The following is a 21,468-nucleotide window of genomic DNA, read 5'->3' as shown; positions in this document are numbered from 1 at the left end:
GGATGACGGCTGGTGAGGACGCAGTCCGGAATGAACCATGGCCGACGCGACCTTCATTCCGCCGCCCCTTTCACGAAAATGGCGATCTATGGCAACGCGGCGCAAACAAAGCCGCGCCGCAACCCTCACCCATCCAACTCCGCCCAGCGCGCAAACGCCGCATCCAGCTCGACCTGCGTCTGCGCCAAGGTCGCGTTGTGCGCATTGATCGCCGCCGCGTCGCGTTGATAGAACGCCGGCTGGTTCATCTGCGCGGTCAGTTCGGCCAACCGGGTTTCCAGTTGTTCGATCTTCAGCGGCAGTTGCTCCAGTTCGCGCGCGTCCTTGTAGCTGAGCTTGCGCTTGGGCGCCGCCGGCACCACCGGCGTCGGCGCCGCCGGTTCGGGCTCGGATTTCGCCCCCGCGCCCTTGGCGACCAGGCTGCCCTTGCTGGCGCCGATCGACGCCACCGGCCGCTGCCGCAACCAGTCGCTGTAACCGCCGACGTATTCGCCGACCCGGCCGTTGCCTTCCATCACCAGGGTCGAGGTGACCACGTTGTCGAGGAAGTCGCGGTCGTGGCTCACCAGCAACAAGGTGCCCGGATAGTCGCCGAGCAACTCTTCGAGCAGCTCCAGCGTTTCCACGTCCAGGTCGTTGGTCGGTTCGTCCATCACCATCAGGTTCGACGGCTGGGCGAACAGCTTGGCCAGCAGCAGGCGGTTGCGCTCGCCGCCGGACAGGCGGGTGATCGGCGCGCGCGCGCGTTCGGGCGTGAACAGGAAATCCTGCAGATAGCCGATGATGTGCTTCTGCTTGCCGCCGACCTCGACGAATTCGCGGCCCTCGGCGACGTTCTCGATCGCGTTCCAGTCCTCGCGTAAGGTCGCGCGGTATTGGTCGAAATACGCGATCTGCAGCTTGCTGCCTTCGCGCACTTCGCCGGCGGTCGGCTGCAGGTCGCCCAGCAGGACCTTGAGCAAGGTGGTCTTGCCGCTGCCGTTGGGGCCGATCAGGCCGATCCGGTCGCCGCGGAAGATCGTGGTCGAGATGTTGTCGAGCATGATCCGCCCGCCGTAATCGAACGACACCTCCTTGGCTTCCACGACCTTGCGGCCGGAGGCTTCGGACTGCGCGAATTCCATGCGCACGTTGCCGACCGTGTCGCGCCGCGCCTGGCGTTCGTTGCGCATCGCCTTGAGCCGGCGCACGCGGCCTTCGTCGCGGGTGCGTCGGGCCTTGATGCCCTGGCGGATCCACACTTCTTCCTGCGCCAGCAGTTTGTCGAAACGCGCGTTCTCCTGCGACTCGGCGTGCAGCCGCTCCTCGCGGCGACGCACGTAGTTGTTCCAGTCGCCGGGCCAGCTGGTGACCTGGCCGCGGTCGATTTCGACGATGCGGGTCGCCAGCGCGCGCAGGAAGCGCCGGTCGTGGGTCACGAACAGCAGCGCGCCCTGCCAGGACTTGAGGAACTGTTCGAGCCAGTCGATGGCTTCGATGTCGAGGTGGTTGGTCGGTTCGTCGAGCAGCAGCAGGTCCGGCGACGACACCAGCGCGCGCGCCAGCAGCACGCGCCGCTTCATGCCGCCGGACAGGCCGGAGAACAGGCCTTCGCCGTCCAGGCTCAGGCGTTCCAGGGTCTCGGTGACGCGCTGATCCAGGCCCCAGCCGTTGGCGGCCTCGATCTTGGTCTGCACGTCGGCGACCGCATCGGCGTCGTAGGTGTCGGCGTGGGTGAGGTGGTGGTATTCGGCCAGCCAGTGGCCGAGTTCGCCCAGGCCGTCGGCGACCACGTCGAACACGGTGCCGGTCGCGCCGGGCGGGACCTCCTGTTCGAGCCGGGCGATGCGGACGTTGCCTTCGCGGCGAATCTCGCCGTCGTCGGCGTGAATTTCGCCAGCGAGCAGTTTCATGAGCGTGGACTTGCCCGCGCCGTTGCGACCGATCAGGGCGATGCGTTCGCCCGGTTCGATGGACAATTCGACGTTTTCGAGCAGGAGCGGGCCGCCGACGCTGTAGTCGACGTTTTGGACAGTGATCAAAGGCATCCGCCCATGGTATCAGGCGCTGCCGCTCCGGCGTCGGGCCGATTCCAGGGCGGACGCCGCGGCCACGACCCACCGGCCCGGCGGCGCAACGGTGAAACTACTTCACCGATATGCAGACCTGGGTTTGAAACCAAAGCTCGAATTCGGCGCCGGCCACCCGCCAACGGGCCACTTCCAGGCCGTAATCGAGACTGGTGAGGTCTTCCTTCGGTAGCCCGAGATAGAACTCCACCTCACTCAAGGGCAGGCCCACGACCAAGGCCGAAAGCGTCGCGGCATCGATGGCTTGCCGGTTATTCATCCTGACCGACAGCATCTGCGCCTGCCGATTGGCGTTTTCCACGCGCAGCCTGAACTGCGCGAGCGACGGTCCGTAATCGGGCGCGGTTACGTACGAGTACGAGCAATCGATACAGATCGCTGTCGCGTCCTCGGCCAACCCGCCGCTGTCCCACAACGGAAAGCCGCACACGAAACAACCCCGCTGCCCGGACGGACGGGTGATCGCGACCAGATCGATTATGAAATGGCGACTGTCCGGCGCGGCCCGGACTTTCTCGATCCGGGCGGACAACGACTCGAAATCGACGACTCTGTTCTTGATCACCGTGTTCTTGCTCATGCCCTCGCCCTGGCTTGCCGCCGAGCCGGCAGATTAGCCCGCGCCGCGCAGGCCGGCGACCGTCGTCCACTCACACGAACGCCTGCGCGGGCGCATACTGCGCCCAGGCGCCCGGCATCCGCCGCGCCGCACCGTCATCCAGCGAGGAAAACGTCATGAGCAAGGGCATGGACCGCAAGAAGGAAACCAAGAAGAAACCGGCCAAGACCATGAAGGAAAAGCGCACCGAGAAGAACGAAAAGAAGACCACCAAGGGCTTCGCCCCGGTCTGAGCGCCCTGCCCGGCGGTTGCCGCGACGGCCGCAACCACCGGGACCGCGGCCGCGGCAACCACCGCGCCGGCCGGACTCAGGTCCGCGCCAGCAGCGGAAATCGGCTCGGCAACGAGCCTGTCGTCAGATTGCGCACGAACAGGCCGGCATCGGCCTCCTCGCCCAGCACCCGCGCCCGCGGCCAGTCGCGTTGCGGAGTAAAGCCGAAGCGCAGCTCGCGAATCGGCTGGTCGATCAATCGCCCGATCGCGGCCGGCCAATCGACCGGCGCCGCGGCGAACACGTCCTCGATCGTCAACACCCCGTCCTCGGTCTGGGCGAACACCCAGACATCCTCGTCCAGCCGGTGCAGCGGGCTGGCGTAACCGTTGGCGGCATACCAGGTCGCGGTGCGGCCGTAGTCGCGCGCGCCGAAGCGCTGGCTGACCGGCCGCGCCGACGCGGCGGCGCGCAGGAACGCCGCGCGCACCGACGGATCGGCCAGATCCAGCGCCGGCGCTTGCGTGGGCTCGGGATGCGCCAACCAGTCGAGCGCGAACAGACTCTGCGGCGCGGGCGCGAAACCGAAGCGCGGATAGAAATCGAGCACCCGCTCGTTGGCGAACAGCAGTATCGGCGCGTCGCCGCAATGCGCCAACGCCGCCTGCATCGCCGCGCGCGCCAGACCGCGCCCACGCAATTCCGGCAGACACCCGACCGCGCCGAACTGTCAACCGTCGACCTGCGCGCCCTCGATCACCAGCCGCATGCGCATCGCCGAGGCATTGGCGACCACGCGCCCGTCCTGGAACAGGCAGAACGCGAGATAGTCCTCGCTCCACTGCCCCCATTCGCACCAGCGACGGAAGTCGGCCTGGGTGAAGACCTGCGCGACATAATCGCAGTACGCGGCGTGAAGATCGGTATCGCGGTGGGTGAGCACGCGCAGGCTCGGTGCGGGATTCATGCAGCGATCGCAGACAGTTGAGATGGCTCAGTGTGCTCGAGTCGCCGCCTCGAAATCCGTTCTAAAGCGCGCACCACGAAAGCGACTGTAGGAGCGGCGCAAGCCGCGACCGCGAACCCCCAACCACGACGCACCCCACCAGAACGACAGCGCCCGGCGCCCGTAGAAACGCCGCACCCCGCAACCCGACTCAAGAACTGCAAGACAACATCGAACACCCCGCCTTCTCCCGCGCCCAATCCGGCCGCTTCGCCGCGAACGCCTCGCGTCCGGGCTGATCCTGATAAGGCCGCCGCATCACCTCCAGCAATTCGGCGATGCCATCGAAATCGCCCTGCTCGGCCCGATCGATCGCCTGCTGGGCCAGATAGTTGCGCAGCACATAGCGCGGGTTCACCGCGTTCATGCGCTCGACCCGCTGCGCCGCCGGCGTCGCATCCTCGCGTACACGCGCGGCATAACGCGTCAGCCACGCGCGCAAGGCCGACTCGCCGGCGCTTGCCTTGTCCGGGTCGTAATACGCATCGGCGAATACGCCCGGATCGGGCGCCTCGCGCTCGATCTCAACCGACGCCAGCGCACGGAAGAAGATCGTCATATCGACCTCATAGGCCTGCAGCCACTCGCGCAATTCCTGAATCAGCGCGACATCCTCGTCGCCGCAATCGCGCAGGCCGAGCTTGCGCGCGATGCTGTCGCGCTCGGCCTGGTTATAGGCCTCGACGAAACGGCGCAGCCCGTCCTGCAACAGCTCGACCGCGATCAATGGCGACAAGGCACCGGCCAACCGGCTCAGATTCCAGTACGCAACCTGCGGCTGCTGACCAAAGCGATAGCGGCGACGGCCGGCGTCGGTGGTGTTCGGGGTCCAGTCCGGATCGTAATTGTCAACCCAGCCATACGGACCGTAATCGATGGTCAGGCCGAGAATCGACAGGTTGTCGGTGTTCATCACCCCATGCACGAAACCGACCCGCTGCCAGTGCGCCATCAGCGCCGCGGTGCGTTCGCACACCTCAACGAACCAGCGCGCATACAGCGCCTCGCCCTCGCCCGACAGATGCGGGAAATCGCGACGGATGCAGAAATCGAGCAATTGCCGCAGCAACTCGTTTTCGCCGCGCGAGGCCGGCAGTTCGAAATTGCCGAAGCGGATGAACGACGGAGCGACCCGGCACACGATCGCGCCCGGCTCAGCCTGCGGATGGCCGTCGTAGAACATGTCGCGGACCACCGACTCGCCGGTGCCGACCAGGCTCAGCGCGCGCGTGGTCGGCACGCCGAGGTGATGCATGGCCTCGCTGCACAAAAATTCGCGTATCGACGAACGCAGCACCGCGCGGCCGTCGGCGCTGCGCGAGTACGGGGTCGGGCCGGCGCCCTTGAGTTGCAGTTCCCAGCGCTCGCCGGCGGCGTTGACGGTTTCGCCGAGCGAGATCGCGCGGCCGTCGCCGAGTTGTCCGGCCCACTGGCCGAACTGATGGCCGCCGTAATTGGCCGCGTACGGCTCCATTCCGTCCAGCAGCGCATTACCGCCGAACACCGCGGCGAAGGTTTCGCTGGCGACGTCGGCGGCGTCGAGGCCGAGGGTCGCGGCCATTTCGGCCGAATACGCCAGCACCCGCGGCGCCTGCACCGGCGTGGGTTCGACCCGCGAGTACAAGGCGCCGTGCACCTGACGGATGCCCGACGCGATGTCCGGGTCGCCGGGCAGTTCGCGGACGAAGGCGTTGTCGAATCGCAGTGCGTGCATGCTGACCTGAAAGCCGATGGCGAAACCCGTCGAAGCGACGGCACCGGTTTAATGGGTGCGCGGACCCGGCAATCCAAGTCGCCGCCCGCAGCGGTCGCCCATGGATCGATCGCTGCTGAACCCGGCTCAGCTCAGCAACGAATACGGCCCGCCCTTCTCCAGCGCGCGCTGATAGGCCGGCCGGGCCTGGATGCGCTCGACGAAAGCCTGCATGCGCGGACGCTGGCCGTCCTTCGCCCGCGCCATCGCCGCTTCGACCGGAAAGCTCATCTGGATGTCGGCCGCGGTGAAGCGCTCGCCGGCGAACCACGCGCGCTGGCCCAGTTCGCTTTCGATGTAGTCCAGATGCAGCTTCAACTGCGGCCCGACGAACGAGGACAGCGCCTTGTCGGCGATGCCGCGCGCGACCGGCTTGACGAAGAACGGCATCGGCGCCTGCTTCAGGCGCGAGAACACCAGACTGAGCAGCAACGGCGGCATCGCCGAACCCTCGGCGTAATGCAGCCAATAGCGATAGCGCATGCGCTCCTCGCCCTCCAGCGGCTGCAGCGGCGGCGACACCCGGTGTTCGCTGTCGTAGCGCTCGGTCAGGGTTTCGATGATCGCGGCCGATTCGGCCAGCACCTGGCCATCGAGTTCGACCACCGGCGATTTGCCCAACGGATGGATCGCGCGCAATTCCTTCGGCGCCAGCATGGTCTTGGGATCGCGCTGGTAGCGGATCACCTCGTACGGCAGCTCGAGCTCCTCCAGCAGCCACAGCACGCGCTGCGAGCGGGAATTGTTGAGGTGATGGACCTTGATCATCAGGCGCGTCCGGCGTGGGCGATGCGGCATGGTAGCGGGGATTCGCGGCGGCAGTCGGCCCGCGACTCCAGCCGATGACGCGCCCGGCCAACGCGGTCACACTGCCGGCTTCGCCCGCCAGGACCGGCTTCGCCACGCCATGACCGCCACCGCTTCGCCGCAGATCTGGGTCGACGCCGACGCCTGCCCGGTCGTGATCAAGGAAATCCTGTTCCGCGCCGCCGAACGCGCGCAACTGCCGTTGACCCTGGTCGCGAATCAGTGGCTGCGCACGCCGCCGTCGCGTTTCATTCGCGCCATCCAGGTGCTCGGCGGATTGGACAGCGCCGACAACGAAATCGTGCAGCGGCTCGCGGCCGGCGATCTGGTGGTGACCCAGGACATTCCCCTGGCCTCGCTGGCGCTGGAAAAAGGCGCGCTCGCGCTCAATCCGCGCGGCGATCTGTATACCCGCGACAACATCGCCGAACGTTTGTCGGTGCGCAATTTCATGGACGAACTGCGCGGCGCCGGCATCCAGACCGGCGGCCCGCCGGCGTTTCACGCGCGCGACCGGCAAGCCTTCGCCGCGCAGCTCGATCGCTGGCTGGCGCGACGCCCGCGCTGAGCGCCGCGCCAGACCAGTTCAGCGCCTGGCCGCGACGATCCGCGCGCTGGCCGCGACCGCGATCAAGGCCAGGCCCAGCACCACGAACGCCAGCGGCAGGCTGCTGATCTTGGCGATCCAGCCGATCCCGGCCGGGCCGGTCAGGATGCCGGCATAACCCAAGGTGCTGATCGCCGAGATCGCCGGACCCGACGGCATCGCTTTCTGATTGCCGGCGGCGGTGAACAGCACCGGCACGATGTTGGAGCAGCCGAAGCCCACGAGCGCGAAACCGATCAACGTAGTGGCCGCCGATGGAATCAGCGCGGCCAACAGGAACCCGGCCGCGGCGCAAGCACCACCCACCGCCAGGATCGGCCGCGGACCGAATCGTTGCACGATGCGATCGCCGTTGAAGCGGCCGATGGTCATCGCCGCGGCGAACACCGCATAGCCGATGCCGGCCACGCTGGCGTCGACCGCGCGCTGCGACACCAGCAGCAGCGCGCTCCAGTCGAGCATCGCGCCCTCGGCCAGGAACACGATGAAACACAGCGCGCCGAGCAGGATCACGATGCCGTGCGGCAACACGAACATCGAGCCGCCGCCGTGGCTGTCGTCGCCGTAGCGCAGCAGGCCGCGGCCACCGAACAGCATCAGCAGCGCGAGCAACACCGCCACGCTCAGCGCCGCGTTCAACGGCGAGACCTGCCACCACAGCATCGCGCTGACCAGGCCCGCGCCGGCGATGCCGCCGACGCTGAAGAAGCCGTGGAAGCCCGACATCAACGCGCGGCCGCTGGCCTTTTCGACGATTACCGCCTGGATGTTGATCGCCACGTCGATGGTGCCGATCGCCGCGCCGAACACGAACAAGGTCAGCGCCATCGCCGGCACGCCGGAGAAATGCGCGAGCAGCGGCAAGGTCGCGCAGACCACCGCGCTGGCCAGCAGGATCACCCGCCGGCAACCGTAGCGGCCGGCGATCGCACCGGTCAGCGGCATGGTCACCAGCGAACCGGCGCCCAGCGCGAGCAGCAACAGGCCCAGGGTGCCGTCGTCGACGCCGGTGCGCGCCTTGGCGTACGGCACCAGCGGCGCCCACGCGGCCATCGCCAGCCCGGCGATGAAGAAGGCGACGCGGGTCGACAGGCGCTCGACCGCGCCGATCGCTGCGCGCTGCGACGCGGCGCTGGGTGGAAGACCGGATGCGGCGGCCGTGGCGACGGCGGCGCGGGACTCGGATTCGCTCATGAGGGGTCGGGACTCCGGAGACAGACAGGTGGGGATCAGGCGGAAACAACCGCGTGCGCCGCGATATCGGATCGAATCGAATCACCAGATTCGAATTGAGTTGAGTTGAGTTGAAGAATGCGAAGCCACTTTTTCGACATGGCTTCAACCAAATAGTCATTTATTGGCAGAAGGCTTCAGTCCGGGATGTTTCGAAAAGGCTTCGGCTTTTTTGGGAGCGACTTCGACCTCGGCGCCGCCGAATCCGACAACAGCGACCTCACGCCACCGCCTCCGCCCGCACCACCCGCACGCCCAGGCCCTCGAACGCGCGCGCCTGCGCCGCGTCGGCGCCGTGCTCGATCACCAGCGCATGCAGATCGTCGGTCGCCGCCACCGCGAACGGCGCGGCGGTACCGAGCTTTTCGTCGGCCGCCACCGCCACCACCGCGCGACTGGCCGCCGCGACCGCCTGCTTGAACTGCGCGTCCTCGTAATCGAGCGCGCTGATGCCGGCCTGCGCATCGACGCCGCATACGCCGACGAAATACAGGTCGCTGCGGATCGCCTGCGCATCGCGGATCGCGACCCGGCCCAGGCTGGCGCCGATCCGCGCATCGACCCGGCCGCCGATCACGATCAGTTGCAGGTCCTCGCGCAAGGCCAGCACGGCCGCGATCGCCGGCGCATTGGTCGCCACGGTCAGGCCGTAGCCCTGCGGCAAGGCCTGGGCGATGGCGATGTTGGTCGAACCGGCGTCGAGAAAGATCACCTGCCCGCGTTCGATCAGCCCGATCGCGGCGCGCGCCAGCGCGGCCTTGCGGCCCGGCGCCTGGGTCTGGCGCAGCGCGATGGGGCCGTTGTCCGGCGCCAGCGGCAAGGCCCCGCCGTAGACGCGCCGGCATTGCCCGGCGGCCGCCATTTCGCGCAGATCGCGGCGGATGGTGTCGTGCGAGACCTCCAGTTCGCGCGCCAGATCGACCGCGATCACCCGGCCCTGGGCCAGCAATCGCTCGAGGATCAGGCGGTGGCGCTGCTGCGGCAGCAGTTCTTCGGCGGACATGACCGGGCTCAATCGTTAGTGATTGAGTGCAATTGTGCATAATCGTGCAAATGCTGCAAGCACGAATACGGCCCGTGGCTTAACGGCCCGATGCGGCACATAAGCGCCGGCGGGATCAGCACGAACACTTGGCCAAAATGATGAACAGGCGTCGGCGGGCCGATTCGGCATGCCCTCGCGGCATCCGAAAAGCACCGCGCCGGTCGCGTTAATCAAGCTGTTTTTTGCCGATCATCGCCACAAAGGGCACGCCTGCCGCGCGCAAGCAGTCAGCAGGCGCGATGACCGTACAGCGCGCATGACGCCCCGGCCGCCGCGCCCGCGATGGCCCGAAACCCGCCAGATCGCCTCAATCCACCGTCCGATTCCGCTGTCTGCCTGAACTCCCCCGACCGCAAGAGCCTTCGCTCCACACGCATGCGAGTAAACTGGTCGGTCTTCCCGACCGGCCCTGCCGGCGCTGCTGGAGCCTCGTCATGAGCGCCGACATGCCCAATACCCCCACCGACTCCCCCGCCACCACGAAATTCACCGACCTCGCCCTGTCCGCGCCGCTGCTGCGCGCGCTGGCCGACGTCGGCTACGAGTCGCCCTCGCCGATCCAGGCCGCGACCATTCCGCCGCTGCTCGAAGGCCGCGACCTGCTCGGTCAGGCCCAGACCGGCACCGGCAAGACCGCCGCGTTCGCGCTGCCGATCCTGGCCCAGATCGATCCCAAGCAGTTCAAGCCGCAGGCGCTGGTGCTGGCGCCGACCCGCGAACTGGCGATCCAGGTCGCCGAGGCGTTCCAGAAGTACGCCGTGCATCTGCCCGGCTTCCACGTGCTGCCGATCTACGGCGGCCAGAGCTATTACCCGCAGCTGCAGGCGCTCAAGCGCGGCGTGCATGTGGTCGTCGGCACCCCGGGCCGGGTGATCGATCACCTCGACCGCGGCACCCTGGACCTGTCGGAGCTGCGTTGCCTGGTGCTCGACGAAGCCGACGAAATGCTGCGCATGGGCTTCATCGACGACGTCGAGAACGTGCTCAAGAAGACCCCGGAAACGCGTCAGGTCGCGTTGTTCTCGGCGACCATGCCCTCGCAGATCAAGCGCATCGCCCAGACCTATCTGAAAGACCCTGTCGAGATCGCGATCAAGTCGACCACGACCACCGCCGCCAACATCCGCCAGCGTTACTGGTCGGTCAGCGGCGTGCACAAGCTCGATGCGCTGACCCGCATCCTGGAAGCCGAATCCTTCGACGCGATGATCGTGTTCGCGCGCACCAAGCTGGGCACCGACGAACTGGCCGAGAAGCTGTCGGCGCGTGGCATTTCGGCCGCCGCGATCAACGGCGACGTGCAGCAGCAGCAGCGCGAGAAGACCATCCAGAACCTCAAGGACGGCAAGATCGACGTGCTGGTCGCCACCGACGTCGCCGCGCGCGGCCTCGACGTGGACCGCATCAGCCACGTGCTGAACTACGACATTCCCTACGACACCGAAAGCTACGTCCACCGCATCGGCCGCACCGGCCGCGCCGGGCGCAAGGGCGAGGCGATCTTGTTCGTCACTCCGCGCGAGCGCGGCATGCTGCGCGCGATCGAACGCGCCACCCGTCAGCCGATCGAGCCGATGGAGCTGCCGAGCGTGGAGACGGTCAACGAGCAGCGCGTTTCGCGCTTCCTCGGCAAGATCAGCGACGCGCTGGAAAGCAGCGACCTGAGCCTGTTCCGCGACATGGTCGAACGCTACGAGCGCGAGAAGAACGTGCCCGCGGTCGAGATCGCCGCGGCCCTGGCCAAGCTGGTGCAGGGCGATAACCCGCTGCTGCTGACCCCGCCGCCGGCGCCGCCGAAGTACGCGCGCGAAGAGCGCGACGGCCCGCGCGAACATCGCGGCCAGGCCACGCGCAAGTTCAACGAGCGCGACAACGCCTCGAACTCCGGCGCGCATCGCCAGGACTACCGTCAGGACGCAGCGCGCCCGGATGCGCGCCGCGCCGACCCGCGTCCGCCGCGCGAATACGAGCGCGCCGCGCCGACGCCGCGCCATGAGCAGCGCCAGTACACCCCGCCCTCGGCCACGCGCCCGGCCAACGCCGCCGAAGCCTTCTTCGACGACGAAGCACCGGCGCCGCGCCAGGAGCGTTCGCACGAACGCTCGCAAGAGCGCGCGCCGCGCGGCGAGTCCGATGTCGGCATGGAGACCTTCCGCATCGAAGTCGGCCACAGCCACGGCGTGCAGCCGGGCAACATCGTCGGCGCGATCGCCAACGAGGCCGATCTGGAAAGCCGCTACATCGGCCGCATCGACATCCGCGACGACTACACCCTGGTCGACCTGCCCGAGGGCATGCCGCGCGAATTGATGGAGCACCTCAAGAAGGTGCGCGTGTCCGGTCATCCGCTGCGCATCCAGCGTGCCGCGCCGGGCGACCTCGAAGGCGGCCGTTCGCGTCGTCCGGGTGGCCCCGGCGCACCGCGTCCGGGCGGCCACAAGCCGCATGGCGGCCCGCGCCCGGGTGGTCCCGGTGGTCCGCGCGGTGCGCATACCGGGCCGAGGAAGCCGTTCAAGCCGCGGTGAGTCGGGATTAGAGATTCAAGTTCGATGATGAATCCTTCTCCCGCTCGCGGGAGAAGGTGGTCCGAAGGACCGGATGAGGGCGCGCGGCCTCGTGACTACGTCGCCACCACGCACACCCTCACCCCAACCCGCCCCGGCCCAAGCGACCAGCGCTTGGGCGTTCGCGGATGCGCGAGCCGATGGCTCGCAAGCGGCATCCGCTCACCCCGCAAGCGGGAGAGGGAGCCTGATCGCCGCATCCTATCGGCACAGAAACAATCACACCGAAATTCATAAGCCCCGGCACCCACAGGCGCGCCGCGGTTTGGCATAGTCGTGAGCGCAAGCCGCAACGCCGCCCCTCATGTCCCGCATTCTGGTCTTCCAACACGTCGCCGCCGAACCGCTGGGTACGCTGGATCCGTTGATCCGGCGGCGCGGCCATCGCATTCGCTTCACCAATTTCGACCGCGACCCCGACGCCCAGCCCAATGTCGACCGCTACCGCGGGCTGATCGTGCTCGGCGGGCCGATGAACGTCGAGGACCAGGCCGCGCGCCCGCATCTGCGCACCGAGCTGCTGGCGATCGAACGCATGCTGCAGCAAGGCAAGCCGGTGCTCGGCATCTGCCTGGGCGCGCAGTTGCTCGCGCACGTGCTCGGCGCGCCGGTGCGCAAGCACCATCGGCCCGAGATCGGCTGGTACCCGCTGCGCACCACCGACGCCAGCCGCGACGACCCGGTGCTCGCGCCGCTCGCGCAAACCGCGCCGGTGTTCCAGTGGCATCGCTACAGCTTCGAGATCCCGCAGGGCGCGCGGCACCTGGCCTGCACCGACAGCTGCGAACAGCAGGCCTTCCGCTGGGGCGACAACGCCTACGGTTTCCAGTTCCACCTGGAAATGGACGTGCCGCTGATCGAACGCTGGCTGGCCAATCCGGTCTACCGCGAAGAACTGGCCGAACTCGGCCACGACACCAGCGAGGCGGTGATCCGCGCGCAGACGGCCGAGCACATCCAGGCCATGCAGCTGCGCGCCGATGCGGTGTTCAACAACTTCCTCGACCTGATCGGGCGGCCGCAGCGTCGCTACACCCTGCCCTCGCGGGAATGGGTCTAGCCCAAAGCGCGGTCTGGCCACGCGCGCCGGAGCTCAAAGCTCGAAGCCGCTGACGAAACACCGCTCCACTGCATCTAGCGGATCGACGAACCGCAACGACCGCGCCAGCAACTTCAACGGCCGCTCGAAATCGTCCTGCGCCTGCGCCGCCAACGGATAAAACCCGTCGTTCGCGATCGGCGCGCCCAGCGAAGCCATATGCACCCGCAACTGGTGCTTGCGCCCGCTCAGCGGCTCCAGCCCATACCGCCACAGCGGCCCGTCGCGCGCGATCACCTCGATCCGGGTTTCGCTGTTGGCCTCGCCCTCGACCTCGCGCATCAGGAAGAACGGCTCGCCCGGCACCAATCGCGAGCGATGCAGCAACGGGAACCGCAGCCCCGGCAACGGCGCCGCCAAGGCTTCGTAACGCTTGAAAATGCGGCGTTCGCGGAACAAGGCCTGATAGGCGTCGCGAGTCGCCGGCTCGCGCGAAAACATCACCACGCCGGCGGTGCCGCGATCGAGCCGATGCAACGGCGCCAGCGCGGGTTCGCCGAACTGCCGCTGCAGACGTCCCAGCAGGGTTTCCTGGACGAACGCGCCGGTCGGCGCGACCGGCAGGAAATGCGGCTTGTCGACCACCAGCAAGCGCGCATCGCGGTACAGCACGCGTTCGGCGAACGGGATCGCCGGCTCGCGCGCGACCTCGCGGAAATAGCGGATCTCCATGCCGGCGCGATAGGCCGTATCCGCGGCCAAGGGCCGGCCCTGCGCGTCGTGGACGCGTCCGCGCGCGAAGCGATCGAGCCAGGTCGCGCGATCGATCGCCGGAAACCGCGCGCACAGCCCGTCCAGCAAGCTCGTCCACGGCCCGGGCGGCAGTTGCAGGCGGCTCGGCGGGACCGCGGCGGGCGCGGGCTGGGTATCGGCGGCGGACATAGGCCTATCTTCGCCGATCGTTGCCTGTTGCGAACGCAGCCATGGCGATCGCGTCCGCGTCGGCTCGGTCATGGCGGCAGGAACGGCTTTGATGCGGGGTCCGTCGCCGTCGTTTGCCGCTGTGAATCGCAGCGCGGGTCGCGCAGCCGGTGTGAATGGGACTTCGGCGATCGACCCCAATCGGCTCAAATCGGCGCGAATCAACTCAAATCCGCCCGAACCGGCAGCGCGCGCCGGCAAAGTCTAGAATGCGCGCTGTTTTCCTGCAGGCATCCCCCATGGCGCCCAATGCCACCATCGTCAAGATCGAACTGCAAATCAGCGACATGGACCGGCACTACTACGCCGCGCACCAGCTGACCCTGGCCCAGCATCCGTCGGAAACCCCGCAGCGGCTGATGGTGCGCATGCTGGCGTTCGCCTTGAACGCGCACGAACGCCTGGAATTCGGCCCCGGCCTGAGCAGCGAGGACGAACCGGACATCGCCCTGCGCGATTACACCGGCGATATCGAGTTGTGGATCGATGTGGGACAGCCGGACGAATCTCGCATTCGCAAGGCCTGCGGGCGGGCGCGGCAAGTCGTGGTGGTCAATTACGGCGGCAACGCGGCGAACATTTGGTGGGACAAGAACGTCGCGATCCTGCGCCGGCTCAAGAACCTCACTGTGCTCGATATCGACCCGGCCTCGGTCGAGGCGATGGCGGCGATGGTCGAGCGCAGTTTCCGCCTGGACTGCCAGATCGCCGACGAGGAAGTCGCGCTCAGCAACGACAAATTCGCCCTGACCTTCACCCCGACGGTGCGTCAGAGCGCGGACGCGCGGGCGGCCTGAAGTGGCCGAAACGTTCGACGCGGTGATCGTCGGCGGCGGCGCCGCCGGCCTGATGTGCGCCTTGACCGCCGGCCAGCGCGGCCGGCGCGTGCTGGTGATCGAGCACGCCAACAAGGTCGGCAAGAAAATCCTGATGTCCGGCGGCGGGCGCTGCAATTTCACCAACACCGGCACCACCCCGGCGAACTACCTGTCGGCCAATCCGCATTTCTGCAAGTCGGCGCTGGCGCGCTACACGCCGTGGGATTTCATCGCGATGGTCGAACGCCATCGCATCGCCTACCACGAGAAAGAACTGGGCCAGCTGTTTTGCGACGAGTCGTCCAAGCTGATCGTCAAGATGCTGGTCGACGAATGCACGGCGGCCGGCGTGCGTATCAATACCGGCTGTTCGATCGAGCGCATCGTGCGTGGCGAAGGCGACAGCGGGTTTCGCGTGCATACCACCCAGGGCGCGGTGTCCTCGGCATCCCTGGTCGTCGCCAGTGGCGGCCTGTCGATTCCGAGCATGGGCGCGAGCGGCTTCGGTTACGAACTGGCGCGCGGCTACGGCCACACCGTGTTGCCGACCCGCGCCGGGCTGGTGCCGTTGACCCTGAGTGGCAAGCATCAAGAACGTTTGCAGGACCTCAGCGGCGTGGCGCTGCCGGTCACCGCGAGCTGCAACGGGCGCAGTTTCAGCAATCAGCTGCTGATCACCCATCGCGGCGTGAGCGGCCCGTCGATCCTGCAGATTTCCTCGTTCTGGCAACCCGGCGACGATCTGCGCCTGGATCTGCTGCCCGGACGCGACGCGATGGACTGGCTGCTGACGCAGCAGCGCGAACGGCCCGCGGCGGAGCTCAAGACCGTGCTCGGCGACGCGATGCCGAAGCGTTTCGCGCAGCGGCTGTGCGAGCTGTGGCTGAGCAACAAACCGATGAAGCAGTACAACGCGCCGGAGCTCAAGCAACTGGCGGCGACCTTGAGCGCATGGCCGCTGGTCGCCAGCGGCACCGAAGGCTATCGCACCGCCGAGGTCACCCTGGGCGGGGTCGACACCGACGAAGTGTCGTCGAGCACGATGATGTCCAAGCGCGTGCCGGGGCTGTATTTCATCGGCGAGGTGATCGACGTGACCGGCTGGCTGGGCGGCTACAACTTCCAGTGGGCCTGGGCGTCGGGGCATGCGGCTGGGGTGGCGGTTTAGGGTCAGGGTGCGGCGCTGCTGGTGCTGTTTTGCTTTTGCTCGTCTGAAGGAACGCAGGCATGCAAACCTTTCGACGCAGCCGAAATGACGTGGTCGCGGCTTGCGGCGCTCCTACAGTCGGTACACCCACCTGCGCTGCGATCAGCGCGTTCTCGCCACCTTCGACGCATCATCCCGAAGCCCCTGTAGGAGCTGCGCAAGCTGCGACCGCGAGTCCGCACCGATTGCGAAAGTTTCGACGCAACTGAAATCACGCGGTCGCGACTTGCGGCGCTCCTACAGTCGGCGCACGCAGTTGCGAGGCGATCGGGCCGGCACCATCCGGTGCCGCGACACCGACACCAACTCAATCCTCGAGCACCGCCTCGCCGAACAGATCATGCTCATCGCTGCCCATGATCTCGACGTCGACGAACTGGCCGACGCGCAACTGCGCTTCTAACCCGTTCTGGATCTGCACCAGACCGTCGATCTCCGGCGCGTCGGCCATCGAACGCGCGATCGCCAGGTCGCCGTCGAGCGCGTCGACGATGCAGCGCTGCACGCTGCCAACCTTGGCTTCGAGCTTGTTCGCCGAAATCTCGGCCTGACGCTCCATGAAACGCGCCAGCCGCTCCTGCTTGACGTCCTCGTCGACCGGATCGGGCAGATCGTTGGCGCGGGCGCCGTCGACCGGCGAATAGGCGAATGCGCCGACCCGGTCGAGCTGGGCTTCGTCGAGGAAATCCAGCAGTTCTTCGAATTCGTCCTCGGTCTCGCCCGGGAAACCGACGATGAAGGTGCTGCGGATCGCGATGTCCGGGGCGATCGAGCGCCAGCGCTGGATGCGTTCCAGGGTCTTGTCGACCGCGCCGGGACGCTTCATCAGCTTGAGCACGCGCGGGCTGGCGTGCTGGAACGGGATGTCCAGGTACGGCAGCAGCTTGCCGTCGGCCATCAACGGAATGATCTCGTCGACATGCGGGTACGGATACACGTAATGCAGGCGCGTCCAGATGCCCAGTTCGCTCAGGCCCTCGCACAGCGCCTTCATCCGGGTCTGGTACGGCTTGCCGCGCCATTCGTGCTGCGCGTACTTCACGTCGACGCCGTAGGCCGAGGTGTCCTGCGAGATCACCAGCAGTTCCTTGACCCCGCCCATCGCCAGCTTTTCGGCTTCGCGCAGCACCTGATCGACCGGACGCGAGACCAGATCGCCGCGCATCGACGGAATGATGCAGAAGCTGCAGCGGTGATTGCAGCCTTCGGAAATCTTCAGATACGCATAATGCTTCGGGGTGAGCTTGACCCCGATGCCGTCGTCGCGACGCGGCACCAGGTCGATAAACGGATCGTGCTTGGGCGGCAGCACCTTGTGCACCGCGCTCATCACGCTGCCGTAGTCCTGCGGGCCGCTGATCGACAGCACGCCCGGGTGCGCTTCGCGGATCAGTTCCGAGCGCTTGCCCAGGCAACCGGTGACGATGACCTTGCCGTTCTCGGCGATCGCCTCGCCGATCGCGTCCAGCGATTCGGTCACCGCCGAATCGATGAAGCCGCAGGTGTTGACCACCACCACGTCGGCATCGTCGTAGGTCTGGACGATGTCGTAGCCCTCCACGCGCAACTGGGTGAGGATGCGCTCGGAATCGACCAGGGCCTTCGGGCAACCGAGGCTGACGAAACCGACTTTGGGATTGGCTGGCGAGACGCTGCTGGCGGAAGACATGCGGGAAGAGACCTGAACAAGGGAATCCGGCCGCGAAACGCGAGCCGGGAACCGGCGAAGCGGCCGGGGGCGCGAATTATAGCCTCCGGGGCTAAACTGACCCTGCCTTGCGGGTGAATGCCGCGGGTTTTTCGCAGATGAGGAGTAGCCGATGGCTCGCTGGATCGATCTCGACACCCCCGCCGGCCCCGTCCAGGCCTGGCGCGCCGACCCGACCGGCGTGCCGCTGGGCGGCGTGGTGGTCATTCAGGAGATCTTCGGTGTCAACGCGCATATCCGCGATATCGCCGAGCGCTTCGCCCGGGCCGGTTACGTCGCGCTGGCGCCGGCCTTGTTCGATCCGGTCGAACGCAAGGTCGAACTGGGCTACGACCAGTCGGCCTCCGCGCGCGGGGTCGAACTGCGCAACGCGGTGGGGTTCGACCGCGCCAGCGAGATCGTCGGCGCGGCCGCGCAGTTGCTGCAACACGAAGGGCTGCGCACCGGCGCGGTCGGTTTCTGCTGGGGCGGGTCGCTGGCGTTTCTGGCCAATACCCGCCACGGCCTGCCGGCGGTGAGTTACTACGGCGCGCGCACCCTGCCGTTCCTGGGCGAGCCGGCGCGCGCGCCGATCATGTTCCACTTCGGCCGCCACGACGGCAGCATTCCGCCCGAAGCGATCGAACAGCATCGCCAGGCGCTGCCGCACGCGCCGATCTACGTGTACGACGCCGGCCACGGTTTCAGCTGCGATCTGCGCGCCGACTACGACGCCGACAGCGCCGCGCTGGCCTGGACCCGCACCCTCGCCTTTCTCGCGGACAGCCTCAAATGAACCCCTGGCACCTGCACCCGCAACTCGCCGACGACACCCATCCGCTGGCGCAATTCGACTTGAGCGAACTGCGGCTGATGGACGACGCCAACCATCCGTGGCTGATCCTGGTGCCGCGGGTCGACGGCGCGGTCGAGCTGATCGATCTCGACGAGGATCAGCAACTCACCCTGACCCGCGAAATCGCCCGTACCAGCCGCGCGCTGCAGGCCGCCTTCGCGCCGCACAAGCTCAATGTCGCCGCGCTCGGCAATCTGGTGCCGCAGTTGCACGTGCATGTGATCGCGCGCTATCGCGAGGACATCGCCTGGCCGCGCCCGGTCTGGGGCATGGCGACCGCCCAGCCGTATTCGCCCGATGCGCTGGTGCAACGCATCCGCCGATTGCAGGACGCGCTCAACGCGTGAAGCCGGGCGCGCAATCGGCCGCGGCGAACGCGGCGATCGAGTTCGAAACGCTGGCCGACGACGCCTGGCTGCTGCGCCTGGGCGAGGTCATCGACGATGCGCTCAACGCGCGCATCCATGCGCTGGCCGCGCGTTTGCGCGCGCAGGCGCCGGCATGGCTGCGCGATCTGGTGCCCGCGTACGCGAGCCTGGCGGTGTTCTTCGACAGCCGCGCGATCGATGCCGATGCGGTGCGCGACTGGTTGCAGGCGCGTTGCGCGCAGACGCCTGAAGTCGTCGATCCTCTCGCATCGCTCGAAGCGCGCACGGTGGAAATCCCGGTCGCCTACGGCGGCGAGTTCGGTCCCGATCTGGCGAGCGGCGCGGCCGAACTCGGCCTGTCGCCGGCGGCGCTGATCCAGCGTCACAGCGACGCGGTCTACACCGTGGCGATGATCGGCTTCGCCCCGGGCTTTCCGTATTTGTCCGGCCTGGATCCCGAACTGACGTTGCCGCGCCTGGCCACGCCGCGCACCCAGGTGGCGGCCGGCAGCGTCGCCATCGGCGGCGCCCAGACCGGCATCTATCCGCGGCCCGGCCCGGGCGGCTGGCGATTGCTCGGCCGCACGCCGCTGACCTTGTTCGATCCGTCGCGCGCGCAGCCGAGCCTGCTGTTGCCCGGCGACCGCGTGCGCTTGCTCGCGATCGACGCGGCGCAATTCGCGCGTTTGCAGGCGCGCGCATGAGCGCCGGTTACATCGAAGTGATCGCACCCGGCCCGCTGAGCCATGTGCAGGACCTGGGCCGCGACGGTTGGCGACACCTCGGCATCGCCCGCGGCGGCGCGCTCGACCCGGGCTGCGCCGCGCTCGCCAACGCCCTGGTCGGCAACGACGACGAGGCCGCAGTGCTGGAATTCACCCTGCAAGGCCCGAGCCTGCGCCTGCCGCGGCCGCTGCGCATCGCGGTGATGGGCGCGGCTTGCGATGTGCGCTTCGAAGGCCAGGCGCTGCCGCAGGCGCGGCCGATCGATCTGCCGGCCGGCGATCTGCGCCTGGGCGGCATGCGCGACGGCGTGTACGCCTGGCTCGCGGTGCAAGGCGGTTTCGATCTGCCGCGCGTGCTCGGCAGCCGCGCCACCGATCTGCGCGGCGGCTTCGGCGGGCTCGACGGCCGCGCGTTGCGCGCCGGCGATCGACTGCCGCTGGGTCCGCATACGCGCATCGACGCGACGACGCCACAGGTGCCGCGTTGGTGGATCGACCCGTATTGCGAACACGAGCCGCAAGCGCCGATCCGTTACCGCGCCAGCCAGGCGCCGACGGTGCGCGAGGCCGCGCGGCAATTGGGCGAACAAGTCTGGCGCGTGCATGCGGCGAGCAATCGCCAGGGCCTGCGCCTGTCCGGCGCGGCGCTGGCCGATGCGGCTGGCAGCGGTCTGTCCGAACCCGTCGCGCCCGGCACCATCCAACTGCCGCCCGACGGCCAGCCGATCGTGTTGCTGGCCGACGCGCAGACCGTCGGCGGTTATCCGCGGCTGGGCCATGTGATCGCCGCGGACCTGCCGCGACTGGCCCAGGCCGGGCCGAACGCCGGCCTGCGCTTTCGCGCCTGCGACGCGGCCGAGGCGGCGATGGCGGCGCGCACCGCGCGGGCCGAAATCGCGCGCTTGCGGCTGGCGATCGACGCGCGCCTGCGGCGTTGACGGTCGTCAGGATCGGACTAGCTCAAAGCGCTTGGCCGTGGCTCCGGCGGCGCCCGATACCGAACCGGCGTCGCAGCGGAAAAACCGTGCCGGGTGAGACAGCGTGAGGGAGTTAATACCCGAAATACATGCTATTTATAGGTAAATATTCTGCGCAACGTGAATAGCGCCACCGTCCAAGGCACCCAGACCAATCGACAAGCCGTACCGTTTGACGTATCAAACGCTTAATCTGGTTATATCGTAGAGACCGCTGCCTCCCGGACATGACTCACGACAGTTCCCGCCTCGAGTCTCCCGCTCCCGTCCCGGCCATCGGTCCGGCGGAGTTTGAATTCGGCCAATACACCCTGGATTCGGTCACAGAATTGATCGTGGCCGCTCAAGGCGGCCAGACCGGCGCCTGGGACAAAGTCTACGCGCTGCTCTACAAGGAACTCCACGACGCGGCGTCCTTGCAGATCCGCCGCCGCTGGGGCCGCGGCAAGCGCTCGCCGACCTCGCTGATCAATCGCACCTGGCTGCGTCTGAACCAGGACAAGCTCAGTTTGAACAACCGCCAGCACCTGCTGGCCGTGCTGTCGCGGGCGATGCGCTATGCGCTGATCGACGAAGCGCGCCGGCTCAACCAGCTCAAGCTCGAGGAAAGTTACGGCGCCGAGCATGCCGAGCCGAGCTACGACCCGGATCTGGAGCAACTGATCTCGATCGACCATGCGCTCAATGCGCTCGGCGCGGTCGAACCGCGGCTGATCCAGCTGGTCGAAATGCGCTACTTCGCCGGCATGAGCGACATCGAGATCGGCGAAGTGCTCGGCCTGACCGACCGCACCATCCGCCGCGACTGGCGCAAGGCGCGCGCCTTCCTGGCCGCGCACCTGCGCCACGCGCCCGGCATCGCCGGGCCTGAGCCGGGTCCGAGCTCGCCCTGACC

At 67.7% G+C, this 21,468-nt stretch carries 19 protein-coding genes and 2 pseudogenes; 10 read left to right on the top strand and 11 right to left on the bottom strand.

Features of this window, described 5'->3' with window-relative positions:
- Positions 1-125 precede the first annotated feature (125 nt).
- The 7 genes and pseudogenes from IEQ11_RS25985 to IEQ11_RS09465 form a co-directional block, all read right to left on the bottom strand.
- Positions 126-359, bottom strand: a pseudogene (locus IEQ11_RS25985) (ABC transporter ATP-binding protein); the annotation flags it as partial.
- Positions 360-448: 89 nt separating this feature from the next.
- A pseudogene (locus IEQ11_RS09490) lies at positions 449-2,027 on the bottom strand (ATP-binding cassette domain-containing protein); the annotation flags it as partial.
- 97 nt (positions 2,028-2,124) lie between these two features.
- Entirely contained in the window at positions 2,125-2,649 is a 525-nt protein-coding gene (locus IEQ11_RS09485; RefSeq protein WP_191823454.1) for a hypothetical protein, read from the bottom strand.
- 348 nt (positions 2,650-2,997) lie between these two features.
- Positions 2,998-3,609, bottom strand: a complete 612-nt coding sequence (locus tag IEQ11_RS09480) for a GNAT family N-acetyltransferase (RefSeq protein WP_343226541.1) — start codon at positions 3,607-3,609, stop codon at positions 2,998-3,000.
- A gap of 21 nt (positions 3,610-3,630) precedes the next feature.
- Positions 3,631-3,867 (bottom strand): hypothetical protein, encoded by a 237-nt coding sequence (locus tag IEQ11_RS09475; RefSeq protein ID WP_228464999.1) that lies wholly within the window; start codon positions 3,865-3,867, stop codon positions 3,631-3,633.
- A 190-nt stretch (positions 3,868-4,057) separates the two neighbouring features.
- Complete coding sequence (locus tag IEQ11_RS09470) at positions 4,058-5,620, bottom strand: protein adenylyltransferase SelO (RefSeq protein WP_191823453.1); 1,563 nt, start codon at positions 5,618-5,620, stop codon at positions 4,058-4,060.
- Between the two features lie 126 nt (positions 5,621-5,746).
- Entirely contained in the window at positions 5,747-6,427 is a 681-nt protein-coding gene (locus tag IEQ11_RS09465; protein ID WP_096414204.1) for a glutathione S-transferase, read from the bottom strand.
- A gap of 139 nt (positions 6,428-6,566) precedes the next feature.
- Between IEQ11_RS09465 and IEQ11_RS09460 the strand changes: the two genes are divergently transcribed.
- Positions 6,567-7,034 carry a YaiI/YqxD family protein gene (locus tag IEQ11_RS09460; protein ID WP_191823452.1) on the top strand — a complete coding sequence of 156 codons (468 nt, stop codon included), beginning with the start codon at positions 6,567-6,569 and terminating at the stop codon, positions 7,032-7,034.
- Between the two features lie 18 nt (positions 7,035-7,052).
- Here the strand turns inward: IEQ11_RS09460 and IEQ11_RS09455 are convergent, their stop codons facing one another.
- Positions 7,053-8,267, bottom strand: a complete 1,215-nt coding sequence (locus IEQ11_RS09455; protein WP_082648441.1) for an MFS transporter — start codon at positions 8,265-8,267, stop codon at positions 7,053-7,055.
- 259 nt (positions 8,268-8,526) lie between these two features.
- On the bottom strand, positions 8,527-9,309 hold the full coding sequence (locus IEQ11_RS09450) for a DeoR/GlpR family DNA-binding transcription regulator (protein ID WP_191823451.1): 783 nt from the start codon (positions 9,307-9,309) through the stop codon (positions 8,527-8,529).
- 476 nt (positions 9,310-9,785) lie between these two features.
- Here IEQ11_RS09450 and IEQ11_RS09445 point away from each other — a divergent pair, with 476 nt between their 5' ends.
- Complete coding sequence (locus IEQ11_RS09445; RefSeq protein ID WP_191823450.1) at positions 9,786-11,876, top strand: DEAD/DEAH box helicase; 2,091 nt, start codon at positions 9,786-9,788, stop codon at positions 11,874-11,876.
- 343 nt (positions 11,877-12,219) lie between these two features.
- Positions 12,220-12,975, top strand: a complete 756-nt coding sequence (locus IEQ11_RS09440) for a type 1 glutamine amidotransferase (protein ID WP_191823449.1) — start codon at positions 12,220-12,222, stop codon at positions 12,973-12,975.
- Positions 12,976-13,008: 33 nt separating this feature from the next.
- Here IEQ11_RS09440 and IEQ11_RS09435 read toward each other — a convergent pair whose 3' ends face one another.
- On the bottom strand, positions 13,009-13,896 hold the full coding sequence (locus IEQ11_RS09435) for a pseudouridine synthase (protein ID WP_191823448.1): 888 nt from the start codon (positions 13,894-13,896) through the stop codon (positions 13,009-13,011).
- A 278-nt stretch (positions 13,897-14,174) separates the two neighbouring features.
- On the opposite strand from IEQ11_RS09435, the gene IEQ11_RS09430 reads away from it, so the two are divergent.
- Positions 14,175-14,732 (top strand): YaeQ family protein, encoded by a 558-nt coding sequence (locus tag IEQ11_RS09430; RefSeq protein WP_036112719.1) that lies wholly within the window; start codon positions 14,175-14,177, stop codon positions 14,730-14,732.
- 1 nt (position 14,733) lies between these two features.
- A complete protein-coding gene (locus IEQ11_RS09425) occupies positions 14,734-15,921 on the top strand; it encodes a BaiN/RdsA family NAD(P)/FAD-dependent oxidoreductase (protein ID WP_281439931.1) in 1,188 nt (395 codons plus the stop codon).
- Between the two features lie 346 nt (positions 15,922-16,267).
- Here the strand turns inward: IEQ11_RS09425 and rimO are convergent, their stop codons facing one another.
- A complete protein-coding gene (rimO, locus tag IEQ11_RS09420; protein ID WP_191823447.1) occupies positions 16,268-17,629 on the bottom strand; it encodes a 30S ribosomal protein S12 methylthiotransferase RimO in 1,362 nt (453 codons plus the stop codon).
- 151 nt (positions 17,630-17,780) lie between these two features.
- Between rimO and IEQ11_RS09415 the strand changes: the two genes are divergently transcribed.
- The 5 genes from IEQ11_RS09415 to IEQ11_RS09395 all read left to right on the top strand — a co-directional run bounded on the left by IEQ11_RS09415 (position 17,781) and on the right by IEQ11_RS09395 (position 21,466).
- Entirely contained in the window at positions 17,781-18,443 is a 663-nt protein-coding gene (locus IEQ11_RS09415; protein ID WP_191823446.1) for a dienelactone hydrolase family protein, read from the top strand.
- Positions 18,440-18,850, top strand: a complete 411-nt coding sequence (locus tag IEQ11_RS09410; RefSeq protein ID WP_036112729.1) for an HIT family protein — start codon at positions 18,440-18,442, stop codon at positions 18,848-18,850. Before IEQ11_RS09415 ends, IEQ11_RS09410 begins: the two co-directional genes overlap by 4 nt.
- Positions 18,847-19,575: a 5-oxoprolinase subunit PxpB gene (gene pxpB / locus IEQ11_RS09405; RefSeq protein WP_247024779.1), complete on the top strand. Its 729-nt coding sequence runs from the start codon at positions 18,847-18,849 to the stop codon at positions 19,573-19,575. Before IEQ11_RS09410 ends, pxpB begins: the two co-directional genes overlap by 4 nt.
- Entirely contained in the window at positions 19,572-20,534 is a 963-nt protein-coding gene (locus IEQ11_RS09400; protein ID WP_191823445.1) for a 5-oxoprolinase subunit C family protein, read from the top strand. The genes pxpB and IEQ11_RS09400 overlap by 4 nt, the downstream gene beginning before the upstream one ends.
- 266 nt (positions 20,535-20,800) lie before the next feature.
- Positions 20,801-21,466 carry an ECF-type sigma factor gene (locus tag IEQ11_RS09395; RefSeq protein WP_082124245.1) on the top strand — a complete coding sequence of 222 codons (666 nt, stop codon included), beginning with the start codon at positions 20,801-20,803 and terminating at the stop codon, positions 21,464-21,466.
- The last annotated feature ends 2 nt before the right edge of the window (positions 21,467-21,468 follow it).

It is taken from the genome of Lysobacter capsici (assembly GCF_014779555.2).
In the GTDB taxonomy this organism is placed as follows: domain Bacteria; phylum Pseudomonadota; class Gammaproteobacteria; order Xanthomonadales; family Xanthomonadaceae; genus Lysobacter; species Lysobacter capsici.
This window is presented reverse-complemented; position numbering and strand designations above follow the sequence as displayed.